Source organism: Saonia sp., assembly GCF_056326165.1.
Window position 1 is genome coordinate 76,806 of record NZ_JBWFBN010000013.1, and the last position, 25,574, is coordinate 102,379.

Annotated in this window: 14 protein-coding genes; 10 read left to right on the plus strand and 4 right to left on the minus strand. The window is 35.3% G+C overall.

Going from position 1 to position 25,574, the window contains the following annotated elements; all coding sequences use genetic code 11:
• Positions 1–5 precede the first annotated feature (5 nt).
• Together AC000W_RS12070 and AC000W_RS12075 are read right to left on the minus strand one after the other, a co-directional pair.
• Positions 6–3,602 (minus strand): family 78 glycoside hydrolase catalytic domain, encoded by a 3,597-nt coding sequence (locus tag AC000W_RS12070; RefSeq protein WP_474748612.1) that lies wholly within the window; start codon positions 3,600–3,602, stop codon positions 6–8.
• A 179-nt stretch (positions 3,603–3,781) separates the two neighbouring features.
• On the minus strand, positions 3,782–4,489 hold the full coding sequence (locus tag AC000W_RS12075) for an NUDIX hydrolase (RefSeq protein ID WP_474748614.1): 708 nt from the start codon (positions 4,487–4,489) through the stop codon (positions 3,782–3,784).
• Positions 4,490–4,602: 113 nt separating this feature from the next.
• Here AC000W_RS12075 and AC000W_RS12080 point away from each other — a divergent pair, with 113 nt between their 5' ends.
• The 8 genes from AC000W_RS12080 to AC000W_RS12115 all read left to right on the plus strand — a co-directional run bounded on the left by AC000W_RS12080 (position 4,603) and on the right by AC000W_RS12115 (position 20,434).
• A complete protein-coding gene (locus tag AC000W_RS12080; protein ID WP_474748615.1) occupies positions 4,603–6,237 on the plus strand; it encodes a carboxylesterase/lipase family protein in 1,635 nt (544 codons plus the stop codon).
• 11 nt (positions 6,238–6,248) lie between these two features.
• Entirely contained in the window at positions 6,249–7,772 is a 1,524-nt protein-coding gene (locus AC000W_RS12085; protein WP_474748617.1) for a DUF1593 domain-containing protein, read from the plus strand.
• Between the two features lie 141 nt (positions 7,773–7,913).
• Positions 7,914–9,638 (plus strand): GMC family oxidoreductase, encoded by a 1,725-nt coding sequence (locus tag AC000W_RS12090; protein WP_474748618.1) that lies wholly within the window; start codon positions 7,914–7,916, stop codon positions 9,636–9,638.
• Positions 9,639–9,640: 2 nt separating this feature from the next.
• Positions 9,641–10,363: a gluconate 2-dehydrogenase subunit 3 family protein gene (locus AC000W_RS12095; protein WP_474748620.1), complete on the plus strand. Its 723-nt coding sequence runs from the start codon at positions 9,641–9,643 to the stop codon at positions 10,361–10,363.
• A gap of 140 nt (positions 10,364–10,503) precedes the next feature.
• The gene (locus tag AC000W_RS12100; RefSeq protein WP_474748621.1) at positions 10,504–11,706 is read left to right on the plus strand and encodes a cytochrome c3 family protein; all 1,203 of its coding nucleotides are present in this window, start codon (positions 10,504–10,506) and stop codon (positions 11,704–11,706) included.
• Positions 11,707–11,975: 269 nt separating this feature from the next.
• Positions 11,976–15,170, plus strand: a complete 3,195-nt coding sequence (locus AC000W_RS12105) for a SusC/RagA family TonB-linked outer membrane protein (protein WP_474748623.1) — start codon at positions 11,976–11,978, stop codon at positions 15,168–15,170.
• A gap of 22 nt (positions 15,171–15,192) precedes the next feature.
• A complete protein-coding gene (locus tag AC000W_RS12110; protein ID WP_474748625.1) occupies positions 15,193–16,947 on the plus strand; it encodes a RagB/SusD family nutrient uptake outer membrane protein in 1,755 nt (584 codons plus the stop codon).
• A 160-nt stretch (positions 16,948–17,107) separates the two neighbouring features.
• On the plus strand, positions 17,108–20,434 hold the full coding sequence (locus AC000W_RS12115; protein WP_474748626.1) for a VCBS repeat-containing protein: 3,327 nt from the start codon (positions 17,108–17,110) through the stop codon (positions 20,432–20,434).
• Between the two features lie 314 nt (positions 20,435–20,748).
• Here AC000W_RS12115 and AC000W_RS12120 read toward each other — a convergent pair whose 3' ends face one another.
• Together AC000W_RS12120 and AC000W_RS12125 are read right to left on the minus strand one after the other, a co-directional pair.
• Positions 20,749–22,608, minus strand: coding sequence for a helix-turn-helix domain-containing protein (locus AC000W_RS12120; protein WP_474748627.1), 1,860 nt, complete (start codon positions 22,606–22,608; stop codon positions 20,749–20,751).
• A gap of 73 nt (positions 22,609–22,681) precedes the next feature.
• Positions 22,682–23,143 carry an Lrp/AsnC family transcriptional regulator gene (locus AC000W_RS12125; protein WP_474748629.1) on the minus strand — a complete coding sequence of 154 codons (462 nt, stop codon included), beginning with the start codon at positions 23,141–23,143 and terminating at the stop codon, positions 22,682–22,684.
• A 175-nt stretch (positions 23,144–23,318) separates the two neighbouring features.
• Here AC000W_RS12125 and AC000W_RS12130 point away from each other — a divergent pair, with 175 nt between their 5' ends.
• Positions 23,319–24,272, plus strand: coding sequence for an NAD-dependent epimerase/dehydratase family protein (locus AC000W_RS12130; RefSeq protein ID WP_474748630.1), 954 nt, complete (start codon positions 23,319–23,321; stop codon positions 24,270–24,272).
• A 50-nt stretch (positions 24,273–24,322) separates the two neighbouring features.
• A complete protein-coding gene (gene kbl, locus AC000W_RS12135; RefSeq protein ID WP_474748631.1) occupies positions 24,323–25,510 on the plus strand; it encodes a glycine C-acetyltransferase in 1,188 nt (395 codons plus the stop codon).
• Positions 25,511–25,574: the final 64 nt, after the last annotated feature.

The window sequence follows — 25,574 nt, forward strand, 5'->3', positions numbered from 1 at the left end:
TTTGTTCACTTTTTTACTTCAAATTTGTAGGTGCCTGATGCTAATTGTAAAATGACCCTATCCTTCTCTTTTCCAAGATATTTGATTCCTTCACTTTTTTTGGTTTTTTTACCACTTTCGGCCACCATTTTCACCGAACTTGCTGGCAAGTACAATAGCGCTTTTGTATTAGCTGGGATTGTTGTATTGTACTGTAATTTATTTTCAGATTGTTTCCACTCACTTTTAATTGTGCCGTACATTGAATCATAATGTCCTTTGGCCCATGTCATATTTCCATCTGGATCAGGGGTAGGCCGCAAAACAAATTCTTTAAAAGCAGGTATTTCGTTATGTCTTTGAATACCCAAAGAATAATTGTTCATCCATGCTGCGACTGCACCAAAAGAGTAGTGGTTAAAAGAATTCATACTGTTGTTTCCTCCAAAACCATTTTCTACGGTATATGAATTTAATCGTTCCCAGATAGTAGTTGCTCCATTTTTTACCGAGTATAACCAAGAAGGATATTGTTCTTGTTGAAGCAATCTATATGCATACGCATCATACCCGTTTTGGGACAAAGCCTCACTTATTGAAGCTGTGCCTATAAAACCAGTCATTAAAGAATATGCTGGCCTCATTGTGCCACTGTCATCTACATTCTCTCTAGAAATGGTGGTTGCAAAGTTTTTCACCGCCAAGACTTTGTTAGTGTCATTAAAAACATTTAAGGCCAAAGGGATGGCATATGAAGCCTGACTATCTACCAAATCCCCTGGTTTTGGTTTTTGGTCTTTTGCTAGTGGAGGTCCAAAACTAAAAGATTCAAACCCAGCACTTATAGTTTTCTTTGTAGAAGAATCAACATAGGTTTTATTAAAAAAAGCTTTTCTATCTATGCGTTGTTTTTCAAATTTTATAGCATCTTTCTCATATCCAAGTATATGGGCTATTTTAGTTAGAATGTCCAAATTATAAACTTGATAGGCATTCCACATTAAGGTGTCATCATTTTTTTTTCCTTCTGGACTCAACCAATCTCCTAAAGGACCTTCGTTTAAAATGCCATTTTCGTTTTCTTTAGAAGCTAAGAATGCCACATACCGTTTCATTGCAGGATAGTGTTCCCTTAATAGCTCTACATCACCATATTGTCTATATGTTTCCCAAGCCACAATGATACCTGCACTACCCCATAAGGTCCCACCAAAACCACCACCAACTGGTGCCACATCTGTAAAACGACCATCCTTTCTTTGGATATCCCTCATAGCAATCATATGCCGTTTTAAAAAAGAATTGGCATTGGTAATAAAAGTTGCAGCTTTGGAAAATACATTAATGTCACCACTCCATCCCATGCGCTCATTCCTTGCGGGGGTATCCGTGGGTATGGACAAAAAATTTCCTCGCGTGGACCACGTAATATTTTCCCATAACTTATTGACTAATTCATTGGAAGTCTCATAACTTGAAGCTAATTTATGCATGGAACTTACCACTTTGCCTTTAACGTTCTCCAAAGGTAGAACCTCATTAATTCCTGTAATTTCTATGTATCGATATCCATGAAATGTAAAACGGGGTTGAATAGTTTCCTTCCCTCCATTTCTAATATAAATATCTTGGGTTAATGCTGCTCGAATGTTTTCTAGCATTATCATTCCCACATTTTCTTCATATTCAGATAAATCTGGATATTTTACCTCTGAATACCTTAGTGTAACAGTGTCATTCCTCTTGCCTTGATTTAGAACAACGTTTGGAAATCCAACCATATTTTGACCCATATCATAGACATAAACACCTGGTCGAACTTCTTTAACACTTTGCGCAGTCAATGTTTTTACAATTTTTGCATTCTCACCAATCTGGCCGATAAGTTTCAATTCATGGTAGTTGAAATTGGTAGCGTTTCCAAACATATCAATAACTGAATCCATATATGCAGTACCCTCTAAAGGGATTTCCACCGAAGACTTCCAATTATTGTCTTTATAATTTATGGATGACCACCCATGAATTAAATCTTCTTTTGTAGCATCGTACACCTCACCTTGAAAATAACTGCCATAAAGTATGGGTCCATTATTAAAGTATTTCCATGTCTTTGGGCTCGATATTATAACTTGTTTGCTATCATCTTTATACGTTATTACCAATTTCGCAAGCAGGGATTGCCTATCTCCAAAGTAATTCCAATGTTCACCACTATACGTAATATTTCCGCTCCACCAGCCTTCAGAAATCATTGCGCCTAGCACATTTTCCTCGCCGTTTTTAATATTTTGTGTAACATCATAGGTTTGGTACATATGTGTTTTATTGTATTGGGTAAGGCCAGGATTAAAATAGTCCTCTCCAATACGTTCTCCGTTTAGATACATTTCATAAATACCTCTTGCAGTAACATATAATCTAGCACTTTTTATAGATTTCTTTTCAGTGGAAAATGTTGTGCGAAGTAAAGGAGTTGAATTTTTACTTGGGTTTTTTAAGATTAAAAGCCCTTGTACACTTCCATCTAATACAAAAGATTCATTTTCAATGGGCAGAGATTTAAAAATTCCATTGTAATTGCCATTTAGATTTTCTGTGAATAAACTGTTTGATGGAGCTCTGAAATTTTTAATCTTAATACCAGAAAAGTATGCTTTATGTCCACTTTTAACAGAGAATCCAACATCACCAACTACTGGAAAACAAATGTAATTGTTTCCTTTCCCTACGGGATTTAAGTTCATTCCATCATCTCCAAAGGGTGATGGGTTTGGATCATCACCTTTTGTGATTTTATTTTCGTTGGATGTTCCGTTAAGAAATACATCAAAAACCCCGAAGTTAGATTCTACAAAAAACTGATGCTTTTTATATTTATTTTGCAGGTTAATTAGAGATAGCGGTACATCAAAACTTTTGAATGGTCTTTCATCTGTATCACCCAAATCATAACCAACCCGGTATACATTAAATTTGGCTAAACCGTTATCCTCGCCATTAACACTTGTAATATCCAATTCAAAGGCAATGTAGCTTTGATTTTTTTTGTTTTGTACGCCTTGTATGTTTTTATTGCTATCCATTAGGCGACTATCGTTTCCGCCAAAAACAAATGCAGCCTTAGAACTTTTAGTTTTTTGATTTAATTGAATGCCATATTCTATTTTAAAAACAGATAAATAATGGGAAAATAAGACCATATCCTCTTCTGAACCGCCAATCCATTTTGCGCCATTCCAAGCTTCAAGATTAGGATTAGAATTCATTAACCCTGTTTCAAAGCTTGAAGATTTTTTTAATTCTATATCATTCTGATTCCATACGGTTACATTCCAATTATATTTGGTTGTAGGTTGTAGGGCCTCACCATTATATATAATGGCAAGGGATTCATTGGATAGTACTTTCTTAGTATCCCAAACTAGGTTTCCTTCATCATTTTCAACAACAATTTGATACGCCTTTTGATACTGGTTTCTTTCCCCATTAGTTACTGTCATCTGCCAGCTGAATTGTGGTTTTTCTATGTCAATTCCTATTGGTTCAGTTTGATACTCTACTTTTAAATTTGCAATTCCTACTTGGGAATATGATGGCAATCCGTTTAGGAACAGTATCATAAACAGTATGTAGGTTATTGTATTGTAATTTTTTATCATCAACATTCTATTATCTTTTATGGAGTATTTTTTTGGAATATGCCAGATAACAAGTTTATTTAAACTTCTTTACTTTATCGTTCCGAACTTTTATGTTCAACAAAGCATGTTTTTAGTATGATTTTGAATTATTTTTATTTCTAATTATTGTTTTTAAAACTATATAGGTAAGGTGCTTTATGAGCCTTTCCTAAAAACTGTTTTTCATGTCGTTGTAAAATATCCAGTCCCAACATTTTACGCTGAAAAGTTGTTCTCCTTAGTTTTTTATCCAAAATAGCTTCATGTACTTGTTGGAGTTCCTTCATTGTAAATTTGCTAGGCAATAGATTAATTCCTACTAATTTCCTCTCTAGATTGTCCCTTAGAGTCTGAATGGCTTTTTTAACTATTTCCTCATGATCAAAAATCAATGGTGGTAATTCATCAATAGGATACCAGTTAATGGAATCGGACAGGGCATCCGGTTTTGGGGAAACTTTTGTATAATCTATTAACGCATAATATGCTACAGAAATAAAGCGGTCTAAAAGCCAATGATTTTTATCTGCGTATAGGTCATTAGCTTTCAAAATGGTTTCCATTGCTTTGGAATCTTTTCTGGATTTTTTCCCAAACGTATAGAATTGTTCCAAAAAAATCTTGTCCAAACCTGTTCGCTCTTTCAAACCTCTTTTTACAGCATCATTTAAATCCTCTTCAATTTTCACGAACCCCCCTGGTAAAGCAAAAAATCTAGTATTATGGTACTCTAATATCAATATTTTCAAGGTATCCCCTGAAAATCCGAAAATCACAGAATCATAAGCAATATGAGAAAGATATTCCCTTTTTAATGGGAGATCCATAATTATTTTAGTTAAAAATTGAACTTTTGCCAAAGAAAATAGAATTGTTTCAAAAAAACTAATTATTATTGTAACAAAATGAGACAATAATAAAAATTTAACATTTATACCTTATGAAGAGACTACTAATTTGTTATGCTTTATTGCTTCTTGTAAGTAATAAAATAAGTGCTCAGGATAGAAATTCTTTCCCAGTTCAGGCAAAAACAGAAAATGGAATAATAGAGGGGGACTATAATACCCACACAGGGATACAAACATATTTTGGTGTTCCTTTTGCAAAACCTCCTGTTGGTGAATTGAGATGGAAAGCTCCCCAACCTATGGAGGATTGGGAGGGTGTAATGGAAACAAAAGCTTTTGGGGCTAGGCCAATGCAGACGATGGTCTTTGGGGATATGAAATCGCGTTCAAATGGAGTAAGTGAAGATTGTTTATATCTTAATATTTGGACACCAGCCAAGAGAAACACTAAAAATCTGCCTGTATTGGTCTATTTCTTTGGAGGTGGAAATGTGGCGGGCGATGCATCAGAATATAGATATGACGGTGAGAGTATGGCCAAAAAAGGGATTGTGGCCGTGACCGTAAATTACCGATTGAACATTTTTGGATTTTTGGCTCATCCTGAATTAAGTGCAGAAGCTCCTTATAAAGCATCTGGCAACTATGGATTATTGGACCAGAATGCCGCACTTAAATGGGTGCAGAAAAATATTGCCGCTTTTGGAGGTGATTCAAAAAAAGTTACTATTGCCGGAGAGTCTGCAGGATCTATTGGTGTTAGTCAACAAATGGCTTCACCTCTTTCCAAAAACCTTATTGCTGGAGCCATTGGCGAAAGTGGTGCGGGCATTAATCCCACCATGTCACCAGTACCTTTGGAGGAGGCAGAAAAAATAGGGTTGGAATTTGCAAAAAATGCTGGATACTCTACGTTGGATGAATTGAGAAGTTTAAGCACTAGGGAGGTATATGAAATCTACAACGAATCTCAAAGATTTGGTTTTCCTGCGGTATTAGATGGCTATTTTCTGCCAAGGACCATAACAGAAATATTTGAAAGTAAGGAACAGGCAATGGTTCCATTGTTATTAGGTTGGAATTCTGCTGAAATTCCAGGAATGGCAGTTCTACAAGGACCTGTGACTCCAGAAAATTATGTTGCAAAAGTTAAAGCTATGTATCCAAAGGAATATAGTAAAGCACTTAAGTTGTATCCATATTCATCAGAAAAAGAAATAATATTGTCGGCCACAGCTTTGGCCTCTGACCGTTTTATTGCATATAGTACATGGAAGTGGTTTGATTTACATAGAAAAAATAGCAACCAACCTGTTTACAGATATTTGTACAGTAAACTTCGTCCACCATTAAGGGATAATACATTGGCTTCTGGTTTAGCGGGCGGAACGGTTAAAAAAGATTCCGATGCTTCCGCACCCCCAGCAGCTGTTGGAGCGCCTCACGCTTGCGAAATAGAATATTGTATGGGCAATCTGCATTTGGTAGATGATTATGCGTGGACAGAGGAGGATTATAAGGTGTCAAAAGACATGTCCAATTACTTTGCCAACTTTATTAAAACAGGAAACCCAAATGGGGAAGGACTTCCACAATGGGATGCGGCTAATGCAAAAGATGATATGCCACCCGTAATGATAATAAATACTGAAAGCAAACAAATTAAGGCAGATAAAGATGACCGTTATCAGTTTTTGGATAAAGCTTATGGTAATAATAATTAAATCATTGCTCAATGAAAACATTTTTTAAGTTGGTTATAAAGAGGCTTTTTTTTTATGGGGTCATTTTATTCTCGATAATCACTTATGCGCAATCAAGGGAGAGTAAGCCCAGAACCATTGTAACTACGGATGGGGAAATAGATGATGTGGATTCTTTTATAAGGATGTTGCTTTACGGCAACGAATTTAAAATAGAAGGCCTGGTTTATAGCAGTTCCATGTGGCATTATAAGGGTGATGGAAAAGGTACCACCATGGTTTCTGAAATGGATATGACCAAGAAAATGTATGGTGAAATAACTGATCTGAGATGGCCGGGAACACAATGGATGCAAGATTTAGTGACTGCTTATGAAAAAGTACATCCAAATTTAGCATTGCATGCAGAAGGTTTTCCAAGTGCAAACTATTTAAGAAGTTTAATAAAAGTTGGAAATATAGATTTTGAAGGGGAGATGGGCAAAAACACGGAGGGTTCTGACTTTATTAAAGAAAAACTTTTGGATGATGACATGACCCCTTTATACCTACAAGTTTGGGGAGGTACCAATACCATAGCCAGGGCATTAAAGTCAATTGAAGATGAATACAGCAACTCTGTAGATTGGGAGGCCATTAAACGAAAAGTAATAAATAAAACCATTATTTATGCCATCTTGGATCAAGATGCTACCTATAGAAAATACATAGCCAAACAATGGCCAGAAATTAGAATATACTACAACTCCCACCAGTTTTGGTGTTTTGCATATCCTTGGAAATCTGCCGTGAATGAGAAATTACATCCTTATTTAGAAGGTAAGTTTATGGGGGATCATATTATAAACAACCATGGCCCATTGACCAAAATGTATTACAGTTATGGCGACGGACAAAAACAAGAGGGTGACGACGAGCATATCCATGGTGATATTTCTAAAATAAAGGATTTTCAATGGGGAAGTTTTAATCAATATGATTTTATTTCAGAAGGAGATTCACCTGCATTTCTTCATTTAATTGACGTAGGTTTGGATAATTTGGAGCATCCAGAATTTGGAGGTTGGGGAGGTAGGTTACAGCAATCTGAGACGACTCCCAACCGTTGGGAAGATGGTGAAGATGTGGCAGATATTAACCCTATTACCAATGAAAAAGACTTGGCTTATCCACAAATTAGATGGTTGGAGACGCTACAATTGGATTTTGCCGCTAGGGCCGATTGGTGTGTAAAGAATTATAAAGATGCAAATCATGCGCCTATTGTAACCCTGAAGCATGATAATATAATATCAGTTAAACCAAATCAAAGAGTGACCTTAAAGGGGAAAGCAAAAGACCCAGATGGTGATGCTCTTAGGTTTAAGTGGTGGCAATATGAAGAAGTGGATTCTTACCCTAAAAAAATAGATATAGAAAATCCAAATAAATTGTCCATTGGTTTAAAAATGCCTGCCGACTTAAAGTCTGGAGAAACTATACACTTAATTTTGGAAGTGTCAGATGACACTTTCCCTAGTATGACCAGATATCAAAGGGTTATTTTAAAGGGTTAATAATGTTTTTATGACTAAGTGAGTTATGGATAAGTAAAGTTTAAGGACTATAATTCATGAATTCTAACATGTTTTAAGTGAAAACATTCCTCGTGTTATTTAATTTTATTAATTTTTGAATCAAATTAACAAAGACAAACTATGCAGATAAAAGAATCCTCAGAAGTCTATGATGTAATTATTGTTGGTTCTGGAGCGGGTGGTGGTATGGCAACAAAACAATTGGCAGATGCAGGCTTTAATGTGGCAGTTGTAGAAGCGGGCCCCTTTTTTGACCCAGCGGATCCAGAAACTATGACACAACTAAAGTGGGCTTATGAATCACCTCGTAGAGGCAAATCAACAAAATTTCGAAATTTTGGAGCTTTTGATATGGCTTATGGTGGTTTTAGTGTAGAAGGCGAGCCTTATACTGTTGAAAAAGGAACAGAATTTAGGTGGTTTCGTTCTCGTATGTTAGGAGGAAGGACCAATCATTGGGGGAGAATTTCCCTGCGATTTGGACCTATGGATTTTAAACATAAGGATGTTGATGGACTTGGGGAGAATTGGCCCATAAGTTATGATGATGTAAAGCCTTATTATGATAAAGTTGATAAATTGATAGGGGTTTTTGGCTCAAACGAAGGTCTTGAAAATGATCCAGATGGATTTTTTCTTCCTCCACCAAAACCAAGGTTGCACGAGCTTTTTTATATCAATGGCGCTAAAAAAACAGGCATTCCTACTATTCCGGGCAGGTTGTCCATGTTAACTAAAAAAATAAACAATGATAGGGGTGTTTGTTTCTATTGTGGACAGTGTAACCGCTCTTGTTCGGTTTATGCGGATTTCTCTTCGGGTAGTTGTTTAATTTTTCCAGCACAGAAAAGTGGTGGCCAGGTAAAGCTATTTGTAAACTGTATGGTTCGTGAAGTAACAACTGATGATGAAGGGAAGGCTACGGGTGTTTCTTATATAAGCAAGGATGACCGTAAAGAATATAAATTAAGAGGAAAAGTTGTTGTTTTAGCAGCGTCTGCATGTAGTTCGGCTCGCATCCTTCTTAATTCAAAAAGCAAACAACATCCTAATGGTCTTGGGAACAGTAGTGATGTGGTAGGGAAATACCTTCATGATTCTACTGGGGCCAGTAGAGCAGGTTTTGTTCCTAGCTTAATGAATCGCAAGGTGTCTTATAATGAAGATGGAGTGGGCGGAATGCACGTTTATTCTCCATGGTGGGGAGATAATTCCAAATTAGATTTCCCAAGAGGGTATCATATAGAAGTTGGTGGTGGAATGGGTAATCCTAACTATGGATTTGCGATGAATCCAAATGATTTTAATAAGTTCTTTGGATTAAAAGTTGGTGGTTATGGTGATTCTCTTAGAGATGATGTAAAAAAATATTACGGTTCTGTAGTTGGAATGGCAGGTAGAGGGGAAAGTATTGCACGGAAAGAGAATTATTGTGAAATAGACCCCACTACAGTAGATGAGTTTGGCATTCCTGTTTTGAAGTTTAATTACAAACATTCAGAGTATGAGATTAAGCAAGCCAAACATATGCAGGATTCTTTTGAGGAAATTATTCATAATATGGGTGGAGAACCTATTGGTGATAAACCAGGAGCAGACCGCGATTATGGCTTGCACCCACCAGGGGATATTATTCATGAAGTAGGTACTACAAGAATGGGGGATGATCCTAAAACATCGGTTACTAATAAATTTAATCAGTTACATGATGTAGATAACGTCTTTATTGTAGATGCAGGGCCATTTACTTCGCAGGGGGATAAAAATTGCACATGGACTATTTTGGCACTTTCTTGGAGGGCATCCGATTATATTATTGAACAATTAAAGCAGCAAAACATCTAGTTATGGATAGAAGAAAAAGTATACAGACAATTATTTTGGGTGCTGGCGCAGGTGCTACAGGCTTAGCTCTACATGGCTGTAAAACTGAAGGAGATACAAATGTTGATGAAAATATTGTTAACGGCGCTGAACATTATTTTGGAAGGACACCGGAGGAATTGGAGGACATAGCTAAATTAAACTCGGAGAAGTTGTTTAGTGAACATGATATGGAAACCATAACTGCTTTAAGTTTGGTAATTCTTCCGCCAAAAGAACCAAATGGAGGCCCTATTGAAGCAGGGGTACCAGAATTTATTGAATTTATGGCCAAAGATGAACCTGGGTATCAGCCTACTCTTGTGGGTGGTTTGATGTGGTTGGACCATAAAAGCAATACTGAGTTTGGAACTGAATTTAAAACGGCTACCTTAGAACAGAAGAAGCAAATTTGTGATGAAATATGCTATCATGATACTGAAAAACCAATTAACGAGCAACCGCTGGAAATTCAATTCTTCAAAATGATGCGGTCACTTACTTTAACAGGGTATTATACATCAAAAGTGGGCATTGCAGATTTGGGTTATAAAGGAAATCAGCCCAATGTGTGGGATGGCGTGCCACAGGATATTCTGGACCAACATGGTGTTGCCTATGACCCAGAATGGATTGCCAAATGTGTAGACCAGAGTAAACGAGGTGATATTGCTGAATGGGATGATGAAGGGAATTTGTTGACATAGCAAATATTCCAATTGATATGTTTTTTGAGTTGGGCTAAATTATAACACTAAACTTTTTAACCTAAACATAATTATTAGTATTCATTATTTAATTGAATAGGTTAATCGTTAAGGGTGTTTTAATCAAGAAGTAGGCGATTGTGAAAAAAAAAACTAAAAGCGGTCTTATTTTCTGCATTATACTGCTCCTTGGTTATATATGGTATACTATTGATTCCAGAATAGAATCAGATTACTTTAATCCAAAGATTATAACTACCCATAATAATGGACAACAATTTGTAGGGTCTGAGACATGTCTAGAGTGCCATGAAAATATTTATAAGTCTCATTTAAAAACAGCTCATTTCAATACTTCGGCACTTGCCAATACTGATAATATATTAGGAAACTTCACACTTGGGAATAATGAATTAAAATTGCAAGATGTTAATTATCAAATGTTATCCAAAAGAGGAAATTTCTACCAAGAGACATCTTATAAATATTCTAAACAAGATAGATTGCTGTCAAAATTGGATATTGTTATTGGTTCTGGAGTAAAGGGACAATCTTATTTAACATGGAAAGACGATAGATTGTTCCAGTTACAAGCATCTTATTATAAACCAACTGGTAATTGGATAAATAGCCCCAGCTTTCCCAATCACCAATTCAAGAGACCTATTTCGGATGCATGCTTAAAATGTCATGTTACATTTGCAAAAAATCTTGATTCTTTGGGGAATGGCAATCAGTATTACAAAGACCAAATAGTTTATGGTATAGATTGTGAACGGTGCCATCAGCCAGCTGCCAAGCATGTAGTCTATCACAGAAAAAATCCAACCGAGAAAGAACCTAAGTTTGTACTTAAATTCAATGAACTTTCTAAGAAACAACGCTTGGATGTTTGTGCCCAATGTCATTCAGGTCTGCGAGCACGTAGTTTAAAGGGGAGTCCTTTTTCTTATGTTGCAGGAGAAAATTTAGAAGAACATTCCAAAAATTTTTATACTGGTAAACCCAATAATAAATTAGATGTACATGCTAACCAATATGGGTTGTTGACTAGTAGTAAATGTTTTAAAGAATCAGGAAAAATGGATTGTGTAACATGTCATGATCCACACAAAAACCAAAGAGGGAATTCGCTGTATTTTAATCAAAAATGCATGGAGTGTCATAATCAGAAATCATCAATATGTAGTGCTGAATCTTCCGAGAGAGAAAATATGGGAGATAATTGTATTGCTTGTCATATGCCAGTTTCTCCATCTAATTCTATGATGGTAAAATTAAGTAAGGATTCTTTAGAAACTTCTGTATATATAAGAAGTCATTTAATAGGTATTCCTAAGTAAAATCTATTCGGGTGAATTTTTCAACTATTCATGCTGTTAATTCCAAATACCAGTTCTGGAAACCGTAACACTCTAAAATTCATGAATTTTAGAGGTCTTTTCTTTTAAATAGCTAGTAATCTGAGAGCATTGAGATAAATTGTTATTCTGAAAAGAATATATGAGTTTTTTTGCCTTTTAAATAAAAATCAAACTAGGATAATTCTAATTTGACATTTATCGGAGCAAATTCACAATTATATCAATACTAACTTAAACTTAAATTATTTATGAAGATCACACTATTAAAGAGCTTATTGCTTATGGGAGCATTTCTATGTTTCGGAGTAGTAAAAGCACAGACGGTAGCGGGAAGCGTTACAGATGGACTGGGGCCATTGCCTGGGGCCAATGTTTTGGTAAAAGGAACAACCAATGGTACTCAGACTGATTTTGATGGTAATTACACATTGAACAATGTAGAGAGTGATGCCATTTTGGTATTTAGTTACATTGGTTTTAAAACAATGGAAGTTCCAGTAAATGGACAATCTAATGTAAATGTAACCTTGGAAGAGGATGCAAGCCAATTAGACGAGGTCGTTGTAACTGGTTATGGTACCCAAGCCAAAAAAGATTTAACGGGTGCTGTTGCGGTTGTAGATACAGATGAGTTGCTGGCCGTACCAGCGACTACTTTTGCACAACAGTTACAAGGTAGAGCCGCGGGTGTTAGCATTATTAACGATGCAAGACCAGGAGGCGAGGCTACAGTACGTATTCGAGGTTTTGGTACTGTGGGTAATAATGACCCACTTTATGTTATTGATGGTGTGCCTACGCAAGCGCAAGCTAACTTAAACCCTAATGATATTGAATCATTACAGATTCTTAAGGATGCATCGGCTGCTTCCATTTATGGTTCAAGAGCTGCGAATGGTGTAATTATTATTACTACCAAAAAGGGAAAGTTAGGAACACCTACTATCTCTTATAATACTTTTTATGGTATTCAATCTGCAGAAAAAGACGCAGAAGCGTTAAATGCACGTGAATTAGGGGAATATTTATATTTAGCAGATTTATACGCTGGTAAAACACCAGGTCATGGTCAGTATACTTTTGGACCAAATGGGGAGGTGTCTATACCTGATTATGTTTTTCCAAGTGCTGGAATGGAAGGTGATGCTGGTGTGAATCCAGATTTGTATTCATTGGTAGAAGGCAACATTTATGCCATTACACGTTCTGCTGATACCAATTGGTGGAATGAGATTACAAGATCTGCGCCTACATTAAGCCACAATGTTTCGGCATCAGGGGCTACTGATAAAGCAAGATATGCTTTTTCTGTTGGGTATGTTTCCACAGATTACATTACCAAATTTGCTAGTTATGATAGAGTGTCACTTCGTGCAAATACAGAGTTTAAAGGCCTAAGTGATAAGTTGACTATTGGAGAAAATTTTACAGCTTCTTTTGATAATTTGAAAGGTGAATTTAATAATGATGAAGAGCAAAATGCAGTATCAGCATCATATAAGCATCATCCATTATTACCTATATATGATATTGCTGGAAACTTTGCAGGAAGTAGGGGGGCTAACCTTGGTAATAATTTTAACCCTTATGCAAGTCTTAAAAGGAATGAGGATGACCGTAGGTTTCGTTTAAGACTTTTAGGAAATGTTTTTGGAGAGTATGCAATTACTCCAAATATAAGCATGCGCTCTAGTTTTGGGGTTGATATTCGTGGTCAACGCCAAAGAGACTTGGGTCGTCCACAACCAGAATATGTAGAGGGTAATTTTATCAATAGCTCAAATTCTCGTGAAGAATATGAATATCAATGGACTTGGACCAATACATTGAGTTATTCAAAAACATTTAATGATGTTCATAATTTTAAAGCCTATGTAGGGGTAGAGTCAATACAACAATTTGAGGAACGTTTTGGTGCAGGCCGTCAGCGATTTGCTTTTGAAACAGCCAATATTCTTAGCTATTTAGATTTAGGGAATGCAACCACTTCTTCTAACTATGGTTATGTAGAGCAAGATTATTCCCTTTGGTCTCAATTTGGTAAACTAAACTATGATTATCAAGGAAGGTATTTAGCTCAGTTTATACTTAGAAATGATTCTTCTTCAAGATTTCAGTCTGCCTCGAGAAGTGCTGTTTTCCCAGCATTTAGTGTAGGTTGGAGAATTTCAGACGAAAACTTTATGGATGGTTTAGATTGGATTAATGATATGAAAATTAGATATGGCTGGGGTAAAACTGGGAATCAGCAAATTGGAGATTACAATGCCTTTACTACATTCCGTTCAGACATACTTACGGGGGGGTATCCAATTGATGGTTCAACAGGATCACCTACGATAGGTTTTTCTACCAGAGCATTTGGTAATCCTAATGCAAAATGGGAGACCACAACATCCAATAACTTAGGTCTGGATTTGGTTATGTTTGATAACAAGGTAAATTTCAACCTAGATGTTTGGAACCGAATTACAACAGATATGCTATTTCAAGTTCCAGTTGCCTATACTGCAGGACAAGCTGATGAACCAAGGTTTAACGTTGGTGGTTTAACAAACAAAGGTATTGACTTAGGCTTGGGTTATAGTAATCAGCAAGGAGATTTTGGATATAGTATCAATGCTAATTTATCTGCTTACACAAATAATGTTGATTATTTGAGCGATAGTCCTGACACGAGATTTTTTGGTAGCTCAAGAAGAGTTCCAGCTTTAACGGTTACGCAGGCTGGATCACCCTTATCTTCGTTTTATGGTTTCAAAACAGAAGGTATATTCCAATCTCAAGCTGAAGCTGATGCTTGGCCAGAATATGGAGATTATAATGCGCCAGGTAAATTAAAAGTGACTGATATTAATAATGATGGTGAAATTAACGATGACGACCGTACAGTTATTGGTAATCCTCACCCAGATTTTACATATGGTATTAATATTGATTTTACGTACAAAAACCTTGCTTTGAATATTTTCGGTAACGGATCTCAAGGAAACGAGATATATAACTATGTTCGCTACTTTGCAGATTTTAACACCTTTCAAGGTAACAGGTCAAAAAGGGCATTGTATGATGCTTGGCAACCAGCTAACCCTACCGCTCCCGTAGCTCAATGGACTGCTGCAAATCCTGGAGCAACTACTCCAATTATGGACGCCAATGATCAAATAAGCAGTAGACCTTCTTCATATTTTATTGAAGATGGTAGCTTCTTTAGACTTAAAAATGTTCAATTGACCTATAATTTTCCTGAACATATACTTTCTACAATTGGGTTAACAAGGGCTGCTATCTATGTACAAGGTCAGAACTTGGCAACGTTCACGAATTATTCCGGTTTAAATCCAGAGATTCAAACTGGTAATAATACCAATCTTGGGTATGATGGAGGATTCTTGCCAGTATCTCGTACCTTCTTATTGGGTCTTAATGTTACTTTAAATTAATTTAATGCAAAATATATATATTATGAAAAAAAGAAATTTAATCTTCATCGCCTGTCTCACCATTATGGTGTTTATTACAGGTTGTAGTGATGAATTTTTGACTCGAGAACCTCAGGGTAGTTTCAGTGAGGGAGATGTAGCAACGCCAGAAGGAGTTGAAGGATTACTACTTGGAGCTTATAATATGTTATCAGGAGGTGGTCTTGAAGGTCAAACATGGCATAGTGATATCCATGCTTGGGTATTCAATATTGCTTCTGATGATGCTTTAAAGGGTACAGATGCAGGGGATCAGCCAGAACAGTCCTTTATTGAAGCATATGATTTTCAGTCGTTCAACATTCACATTAGAGATAAATGGAGAGGATTGTATAAGGGGGTTGCGGCGACGAATAATGTAATCAATACAGTTGCTGTAGTTGAGGGTATTAGCGAGGCTGATAAGGCACAGATTATTGCTCAGGCCAGATTTTTGAGAGGATTGTTTCATTTTGAAGCAAGAAAAATGTGGAGAATGCCAACTTATGTAAGTGATGAGAATTTTGTGTTGAATGATTTAGAAAGCACTAAGGTTCCTAATGACAGGGAGATTTGGCCATTAATTGAAGCTGATCTTGAGGCAGCTGCGGCCGTTCTTCCGGCATCTCAAAGTGATGTGGGAAGACCAACAAGTTGGGCAGCTAAAGCTTTCTTGGCGAAAGCAAAGATTTATCAGGGGTTTGATTCCAATGGTGCACCAAATACAACTAAGATGGCGGAAGCTAAAGTGATTTTAGATGATATTGTGGATAACGGACCATTTACACTAATGGATAAGTTTGAAGATAATTTCTTAGTAGCCACGCGTAACAATGCAGAATCTATTTTTGAAGTTCAATTTGCTATAAGTAGTGCTTCTGGAGATAATTCTAATAGAGGTATTGGTTTGGCACATCCTTATACAGATCCATGGGGTTGTTGCGGTTTTTACCAAGCCTCTCAGAACTTGGTGAATGCTTATAAAACAGAAAATGGCTTGCCTATGTTGGATACTTTTGATGATGCGGATGTACCTGCAGATGTGGATGCTACAACAACATTATCAACATATACTGGAACTTTAGATCCAAGGTTGGATCACACTGTGGGCCGTCCAGGTATTTTGTATAAAAATTTCAAAATTTATCAAACAGATTTTGTAAGAGATTTATCATATGCCGGTCCATTCTTTTCTATGAAACATGTTGCAGAACCAGAAGCTTTTGGACAAGGTGGTTGGGGAAACCTATCTGCCAATAATTATAGATACATGCGTTTGGATATGATTTATCTATGGTTGGCTGAAGCAGAAGTTGAATTAGGTAATTTGGAGCGAGCAAGAGAACTTGTAAATTTAATTAGAACTAGAGCAGCCAATTCTGATGGTTTTGTACCAAGAGCTGTGCAAGGTGCAGAACGTAACGACTTTACTGTTGAGGAAGGAACACCCGCTGCAAATTATGACATTGCTACATACGATACAGCCTGGACAGATCCTGTTGAAGCGAGAAAGGCAGTTCGTTTTGAAACTCGACTGGAGTTTGCCATGGAAGGCCACCGTTTCTTTGATTTGCAACGATGGGGTGTATCTGCCGAGGTGCTGAATAATTATATTGCTAGCGAATCTGAACATAGGTCTTATTTAGTAGGAAAAACTTTTACTGCAGGAAAGCATGAATATTTCCCAATACCTATTGAGGCAATCGATAGATCAGCAGTTGATGGTCAGCCAACATTGACCCAGGACCCTGCTTACTAAATTAAAATAGTTGCCAATTTATGGTGCAAAATAAAATAGGCCATGATGGGTATTAACCCTCATGGTCTTTTTTTGTAATTTACAAACTAAGGAATTTTAAAAAGTGATTTATGGATTTCCTAATTACATATACTCAACTCTATTTTGTATTAATTATCTCATGAAAAAAATCTACTACATTATACTAATAGTTACATTTTTGGTTTCATGTGTCAAAAATCAAGAAAAGCTTTTTAAGCAAATCACTTCTGAAGAATCTGGGATAAAATTCAACAATTCAATTGTAGAAACAGATAGCGTAAATATTTTAACCGAAGAATATATTTTTAATGGAGGAGGAGTGGCTGTTGCGGATTTTGACAATAACGGTTTTCCCGATCTTTTTTTTACTGGGAACCAAGTTCCTAATAAACTTTATCTAAACGATGGTGATTTTAAGTTTGATGATGTATCCATTGAAGGAGGTATAGAAGCTGCTGATAGATGGTGTACTGGCGTAACTATAGTTGATTTGAACTCAGATGGGTATAAGGATATTTATATTGCTGTCGCAATGTCAGAAGTTGAGGAAAAAAGAAGAAACCTCCTTTATATGAACCAAGGGATAAATGAAAAAGGAATACCGGTATTTAAAGAAATGGCTTCAGAATATGGAATTGATGCGCCTGGTAATAGTATGGGAGCTACTTTTTTTGATTATGATAAAGATGGTTTTTTGGATCTTTATGTTTTAAACAATGAACAGACACATACACTGCCTACAAATTATAGACCTAAAGTTATGGATGGTTCCGCAGTAAGCAATGACCGTTTGTACCATAATAATGGAGACGGAACATTTTCCAATGTTACTGTTAAGGCGGGAATCACTATTGAAGGTTTTGGATTGGGAATTGCAGTTGCAGATATTAATTATGATGGTTGGCCAGATCTGCATATATCCAATGATTATTTAACAAACGATCTATTATATATCAATAATGGTGATGGCACTTTTTCAAATAATATAAAAGACTATATAAAGCATCAGAGTAAGTTCTCTATGGGATGTGATATATCAGACTATAATAATGATGGTTTTTTAGATATAGTCACATTGGATATGTTGGGTGAGACAAACTATAGAATGAAAACGACCATCGGAAACAATAATTATATTAATTATGTATTGAATAAAAGGTTTGATTATGAACATCAATATATGAGAAACATGCTACATCAAGGCAATGGTGTTGGCGTTCCTTTTAGCGAAGTTGGACTCATGGCGGGCATGGCAAAAACAGATTGGAGTTGGTCTCCATTATTTATGGATGTAGATAATGATGGATATAGAGATTTATTGATTACCAATGGTTTTCCAAGAGATATAACCGATAAAGATTTTGGTGATTTTAGGGTCGGCATGGCTCCTTTTTTAAGCCCTGGAAAAATTATGGACTCTATACCAATTGTTAAAATACCAAATTATGGTTTTATGAATAATGGCGATGGTACTTTTGATGATGTGAGTGAGTATTGGGGGTTAAATATTCCATCCTTCTCAAACGGTGCTGCGTTCGTGGATTTGGACAAGGATGGGGATTTAGATTATGTGGTGAACAATATTAATGAGGAAGCCTTTGTCTTTAAAAATAATCAAGTTGGGAAAAGTTCCAAGAATGGTTTTCTTAATATAAAGTTTAATGGGCCAAAGAATAATGAAATGGGTCTTGGCACAAAAATAACTATTAAGTATGGAGAAGGTAAAGCTCAATATTATGAACATTATCTTACAAGGGGGTATATGTCATCGGTAGATGAAATAGCTCATTTTGGCATTGGGGAAGTCGCTAACATAGAATCAGTTGCAGTTTTATGGCCAGATGGTAGGTTTCAAGAATTAAAAGAGGTTGATAGAAATCAAACTCTTTTATTGGATTATAAAGACTCAAAGGCAATAGAATTTTCAACACTGCCATTTCCATTTTTTCAAAATGAAAAGAAACAACCCTTGTTCGTGGAAGTATCTAAAGAGGTCGGTGTAGACTACGAACATAAAGAAAAAGACATTGTGGATTATAGTTTGCAGCGGATATTACCGCATAAGCTCTCGCAAAATGGACCATGTATTGCTGTTGGCGATATAGATGGCAATAAATATGAAGATTTTATAATTGGAAGCTCAGCCACATATTCACCCACCATATTCTTTCAAACTGCTGATGGTACTTTTATGGAAAAATCTCTTTTTACAGAATCAGAGGATAAGGAATATGAAGAAGAGAGTATGGTATTATTTGACTTGGATAATGACGGAGATTTGGATTTGTATCTGGTATCCGGAAGTAATGAGTTTTTAGGAAAGGAAAATCTATATGCCGATAGATTGATGATAAATGATGGTCGTGGAAATTTTATTTTTTCTAATGATAAAATACCTAGCATCCAAGCAAGTGGATGCGTTGTTAAAGCAATGGATTATGACAATGATGGCTTTGTAGATTTGTTTGTTGGAGGAAGAACACCAGTTGCTCAATACCCTATTCCAGAGAAGAGTTTTTTGTTGAAAAACAATAGAGGAAAACTGGAAGATGTTACTGATGTATTGGCTAAAGATCTTAGAAACATTGGTATGGTTACGGATGCTGTTTGGACAGATGTAAATAATGATGATGTTCAGGATTTGGTAGTGGTAGGGGAATTTATGGAGATAAGTATTTTGGTAAACAATGGAACTTCGTTTTCTAAATTAGAAGCATCTGGATTAGAAAATTATTTAGGTTGGTGGGAAAGTATTGTTTCCGAAGATTTTGATAATGATGGGGATTTTGATTTTTTGGTTGGAAATATGGGTTCTAATAATTTTTATCAACCTTCTAAAGAACGACCAGTGACTATATTGGCGAAGGACTATGATGATAATGGGAGTATAGATCCAGTTATGTTTGCCTATTTAAGAAATCAAGAAGGAGTATATGAATCTTTCCCGGTAAATTTTTGGGCAGACCTTTTTGGGCAAAGCCCTTTGTTTAGGTCTAAGTTTAGTTTATACAAAGAATACGCAGTTGCTACACAAGAAGATTTGTTAAATACGGAAGAACTAAAAGATGTTACCAAATTAATTGGCAACTACGATAAGACAAGTTATGTTGAGAATTTGGGAAACGGAAAATTTAAATTGCATGTATTGCCTGCGGAGGCACAAAAAGCCCCTATAAATGGGGTGATAACTGCGGATATAGATAATGATAATAATTTGGATTTAATTCTTGTTGGCAATGATTTTGGTAATGAGACCTTCATAGGAAGGCATGATGCTTTTAATGGTTTGCTTTTAAAGGGGAATGGAAAAGGTGATTTTAAACCAATTGAAGAGCTGGATAGTGGTTTTATAACTCCAGGAGATTCAAAGGCAATATCGCAGGTAAAAAATGCAACAGGAGGTTTTTTATATATAGTCACACAGAATAGGGACAGGGTTTTAATTTATAAAAAAGATGATTTATAAGCCACTTTTGAGTGGGATTGGAATATATAATTTCCCATTCTCCAAAATTCATGAATTTTAAGGTCTTTGCAACCAAAACTTTATGTGTTTGGTTGGTATTGCTTTAACTTGTTTACTTCTAACGATATATTGTTTAGATAGATTTATTGACTTTATTACGGGTACAAGTCATATATATATATTAAAAGTCTATTTGATAATTAGTGAGTTAGTTTAGTTTTAATTTTCTGGAAAGGTAATATCAATTTTGGTGTTACCTTTCTTGTTTGTATATAATCAAATTTATTGACTTAAAGAGAATTCCTTCTAATACTTTAAACTTTTATGTTTGACTCATTGTTGAGCTCATTAATAAAATAAGAAGGAAGAATTCCTTGTCTTTTTTTAAAGGCCGAATTGAATGTGTTTAGATTGTTATAACCTACGGATACTGCTATATAGCTTAACTTGCTATTTCTAAATTCCTCATCTTTAAGTAGTTTTCCCAAGAGATAATTTATTCTTAGTCCGTTGATATAATTATTGAAATTAGAACCTTTTTCTTGATTTATTACTTGGGACAAGTATTTTGAATTTGTTTTTAACTTCTCTGACAGCTGATGTAAATTGCAATTAGAGTCAATAAAGAAATTCTCCTTTTCGAGTTTTTCCAATCTATCTAATATTATTTCCTTGATGTTTGAGTCTATTGGATGATTTGTTTTTTGAGGTTCATCTACAGGTGGTATAGATTCTTTTTTATCAGTTACATTTATAGAAATGCCTTCAGTTATTTTTAATTGAATTTCAGCAAGTTCAATAGTTCTTTTATATAACAGCTTATTTTTTTCCTTCACCTTTACATATGAAAACACAATAAAAGCGGTAATAATCAATAGGAATGTGAGTATTGTTATTATGGTATTTAATTTTGCCTCATTGGCTAAGTTTTGGAGCTCTAAAATTTTCTGCTTTTGGTTTGCTTCTTTGATTTTTCTTCTCGTCTCCAAAATAATTATTCTTTGTTCCTTTTCATTGTTGAACAAAGAGTCTTTAATGGCTTTATGTAACGTTTTATATTCATAGACCTTTGAGGGCTTATTTGTCTTTTCATATAAATTAACTAGAATAAGGCTATTGGATTTTATTACGTCAAAGGCATTAATGTTTTCTGCGGCCTCAATACTCTTCTCATAGTTAAGGATAGCATTAGATGTGTACCCAGTTTTTAAGCTAAGTTCGGCTTGCAATGTCAATGCCCTTGGCGTCCTAAACTTGTAATTGTTAGTATAAATCATGGATAACGATTTGGATATATAATTCTGAGATTTACTAAAATCTCCGTTAGACATATAAACGTCTGCCATGTTCATATATACAACACTTTGAATATAACTTCCTGGAGAATATAATTCATCTTCCATCTTTAGATAAAAAGAATAAGCCTCTAAAGCTCCATTTATATCACCTAATTTTCCAGACATTCTTGCTATTTCATCTACTTTTTGAAAAAGAAGATGAACTTGTCTATGTTCAATTAAGTAGTCCAAGCCTATTAGGCAATGGCTTAGTCCTTTTGAATAATTTTCATGTCTTAGGTAATAATGAGATAGAGCGGCATGGGCTTTCATGAAGATATATTCGTTTTTGGACTTTTCAGCAATGTCTAACAATTTTAAGCCAGTTTCAAGAGCCATATCATACTCTCCTTTTTCTGCATGAATGTCAGATTTTAATGTTTTTAGGTCCGCAAAACTTTCTGGAAATTTTTTGTAATCAATAATTCCATCTATGTTTTCAATCAACTTTAGGGAATTATCAAAATCACCTTGTACAAAGGCTAAATATGCTTGGTTGTATTTTGCTTTATATTCCCCTTCTTTATAGCCAATTTGTTTTGATAGCTGCAATGCTTCGTCGTTATGTTCTTTTGCTGTACCAATAGATTTATACTTATTTAAAGTGCAGAGTTTAAGTAGTATATTTATTTTTTCTATGCCTACACTCGTTTTTATCTTTTCCAAGAGGAGTTCAGAAGTAACAAAATCATCATTATACTTGTCTTTATTATCGATAAGAACTTTTATTCTATCAAAACATACTTTTATAGAATCTTGTTGGCTATTTTGTGCCCTTAGGTAAGAAGCACTTATTAATAAGAACAAAAAAACTACTGTTTTATATAGATGTTTCAAGATATTTTTTTGATTTTGGGTATTTCTAAAAATACAAATTAAATTTAGGGGCTTATTTTTTTAAGGGGGTTAATTAAATATTAAATTCAGAGTTTTGCTTAATTTCTTTTAATACGAAAGAACTGTTTAATACCCCAATATTTTCAATTTTGGAAAGCTTGTGCTTAACAAAATTATGGTAGCCCTCTAAGCTTTTAGTGTTGATTTTTAAAATAAAATCTACTTTTCCAGCCATATGATGACATTCTTGTACTTCATTTAGACTTTGTATTTGGGTTTCGAACTTTTCTATAAAGGATTCGTCGTGGTACCTCATGGAGACTTGACAAATTGCCGTTACAGATAAATCAATAAGTTTTTTATCAAGTAATGCCACATACTTTTTAATGTACCCCTGTTTTTCCAATCTTCTAATTCTCTCATAAACTGGGGATACAGTTAAGTTGAGGTTTTCTGCAATTTCTTTAGCTGTTTTTTTTGCGTTTTCCTGCAAAATTCTAAGAATGGTAATATCGGTTTTATCTAATTGTTCCATTTCCTGTGTTTGTCTATTATTGTATTTGAATGAAAATCAAAGTAAATTAAGTTAAAAAAATGGTTATAATAATAATATTCAGTAAAATTAGCTGTAATATCACAATATTTATAAATAAAAAATTGTTTTTATTATTTTTGTCAGTAAATAATGCTTTTATAAATATTTTATTTAAATGAATAAAGCAGTTTTAATTATTGGGGCAAATGGTCAACTGGGAACAGTGTTAACACAATCGCTTCAAAATAAATATGGAAAGGAAAACATTGTTGCTTCGGACTTAAGACCAAGAGAAGATTTTGATGGAATTTTTGAGCTATTAGATGTGACCGATATACAGTGTTTGGAAGACATTGTGCATAAATATCAAATTAAAGAGATCTATCATTTAGCAGCCATTTTATCAGCTAGTGGTGAAAAGGAACCTTTAAAAACCTGGGATATTAATATGCAAGCACTATTAAACGTTTTGGAGATTTCACGGTTAAATGGAATTGAAAAAATATTTTTTCCAAGTTCGATTGCTGTTTTTGGTCCAACGGCTGCTCACGAGGATACAGGAAATAACGAACCTTTAAATCCACTGACCTCTTATGGTATAAGTAAAGCAGCTGGTGAGAATTGGGGGCAGTATTATTTTGAAAAATATGGGTTGGATATTAGATCATTACGATACCCTGGTGTTATTGGGTATCAATCCAGTGCTGGTGGTGGAACAACAGATTATGCTGTCGAAATTTACCATGAAGCGGTCAAACAAGGACCTTTTACTTGTTTTTTGAAAGAGGATACAACTTTGCCCATGATTTTTATTGATGATGCTATTAGAGCCACCCTGGAATTGATGGATGCCCCAAAAGAGAATATTGGAATTAGAACCTCATACAATATTTCTGGAGTTAGTTTTTCTCCATTAGAGATTGTAACTTCCATTAGGAAATTATATCCGAATTTTGAGGTGAAATATATTCCCGATTATAGGCAAGATATTGCATCAAAATGGCCAAAAACGATAAAAGACATAGAGGCAAATCGTGATTGGGGATGGAAACCAGAATATAACTTGGATAAAATCACCAATATCATGATTGAAAAGCTAAAGCAAAAATACAAAGCCCATGTCCCATAAGTACATTCTAAACAATAAAAAACAACATTCATTTTCTAAATCTAGTAGATATGTTTTCTAATATAAAAGATGAACTTCAAAAGGAACTTCAGGAAATAAAAACTGAAGGGCTGTATAAATCTGAAAGGGTTATTGTTACTTCTCAAGGAGCGGTTATAGATACAGAATCTTCGACCCATTTATTGAACTTTTGCGCAAATAATTATTTGGGGCTTTCGTCTAATCCAGAAATTATTAAGGCAAGTAAAGAGGCTATAGATTCCCATGGATATGGAATGTCCTCTGTACGTTTTATATGTGGCACACAGGATATTCATAAAGAATTAGAAAAGAAAACCGCCGAATTCTTAGGAATGGAAGATTGTATTTTATATGCCGCTGCTTTTGATGCAAATGGAGGTGTTTTTGAACCACTACTTGGTGCAGAGGATGCAATTATCTCAGACGCTTTGAACCATGCTTCTATAATTGATGGGATTAGACTATGTAAAGCCAAACGATTTAGATATGCACATAACAACATGCAAGACTTAGAAGAGCAATTAAAGCTCTCTATAGATTGTAGAAGAAAACTTATTGTTACGGATGGTTCTTTTTCAATGGATGGTACCATAGCTCAGTTGGATAAGATATGTGACTTAGCCGAAGAATATGGGGCAATGGTCATGGTAGATGAATGTCATTCCACTGGGTTTATTGGTAAGACTGGGAGAGGAACCCATGAATATAGAAATGTAATGGGCCGTATAGACATAATTACGAGCACTTACGGAAAGGCCCTAGGTGGGGCCTCAGGAGGTTTTACGGCTGCCCGGAAGGAAATTGTGGAAATGCTAAGACAACGGTCCAGACCTTATCTGTTCTCCAATACACTGGCCCCAAGTATTGTTGGTGCCTCCATTAAAGTACTGGAGATGCTGAGCTCAACAACTGAGCTCAGGGACAAGTTGGAAGAAAATACTGCCTGCTTTAGGGCAGAAATGACCAAAGCTGGCTTTGATATTGTTGATGGAAACCACCCAATTGTCCCGGTCATGATGTACGATGCCACTTTGGCACAAAAGTTTGCCGAAATGTTGTTGGAAGAAGGAATTTACGTAATCGGGTTTTTCTATCCTGTTGTGCCTAAAGGGAAAGCAAGAATACGTGTGCAACTTTCAGCTGCACATGAAAAAGAGCACATTAAAAAAGCAGTTAGGGCATTTATAAAAGTGGGAAAAGAATTGAAAGTAATTTAAATCGATTAATATAAAAAAGACTTCACATTTCCATGAAGCCTTTTTATTCTAGTAGCGGGAACTG

Bases quoted from the DNA above. Each gene is read 5' to 3' on its own strand.
- AC000W_RS12105 (WP_474748623.1), top strand. From the start codon at position 11,976: ATGAAGATCACACTATTAAAGAGCTTATTGCTTATGGGAGCATTTCTA.
- AC000W_RS12095 (WP_474748620.1), top strand. From the start codon at position 9,641: ATGGATAGAAGAAAAAGTATACAGACAATTATTTTGGGTGCTGGCGCA.
- AC000W_RS12075 (WP_474748614.1), bottom strand. From the start codon at position 4,489: ATGGATCTCCCATTAAAAAGGGAATATCTTTCTCATATTGCTTATGAT.
- AC000W_RS12125 (WP_474748629.1), bottom strand. From the start codon at position 23,143: ATGGAACAATTAGATAAAACCGATATTACCATTCTTAGAATTTTGCAG.
- AC000W_RS12085 (WP_474748617.1), top strand. From the start codon at position 6,249: ATGAAAACATTTTTTAAGTTGGTTATAAAGAGGCTTTTTTTTTATGGG.
- AC000W_RS12080 (WP_474748615.1), top strand. From the start codon at position 4,603: ATGAAGAGACTACTAATTTGTTATGCTTTATTGCTTCTTGTAAGTAAT.
- AC000W_RS12115 (WP_474748626.1), top strand. From the start codon at position 17,108: ATGAAAAAAATCTACTACATTATACTAATAGTTACATTTTTGGTTTCA.
- AC000W_RS12110 (WP_474748625.1), top strand. From the start codon at position 15,193: ATGAAAAAAAGAAATTTAATCTTCATCGCCTGTCTCACCATTATGGTG.
- AC000W_RS12070 (WP_474748612.1), bottom strand. From the start codon at position 3,602: ATGATACTGTTCCTAAACGGATTGCCATCATATTCCCAAGTAGGAATT.
- kbl (WP_474748631.1), top strand. From the start codon at position 24,323: ATGTTTTCTAATATAAAAGATGAACTTCAAAAGGAACTTCAGGAAATA.
- AC000W_RS12090 (WP_474748618.1), top strand. From the start codon at position 7,914: ATGCAGATAAAAGAATCCTCAGAAGTCTATGATGTAATTATTGTTGGT.
- AC000W_RS12130 (WP_474748630.1), top strand. From the start codon at position 23,319: ATGAATAAAGCAGTTTTAATTATTGGGGCAAATGGTCAACTGGGAACA.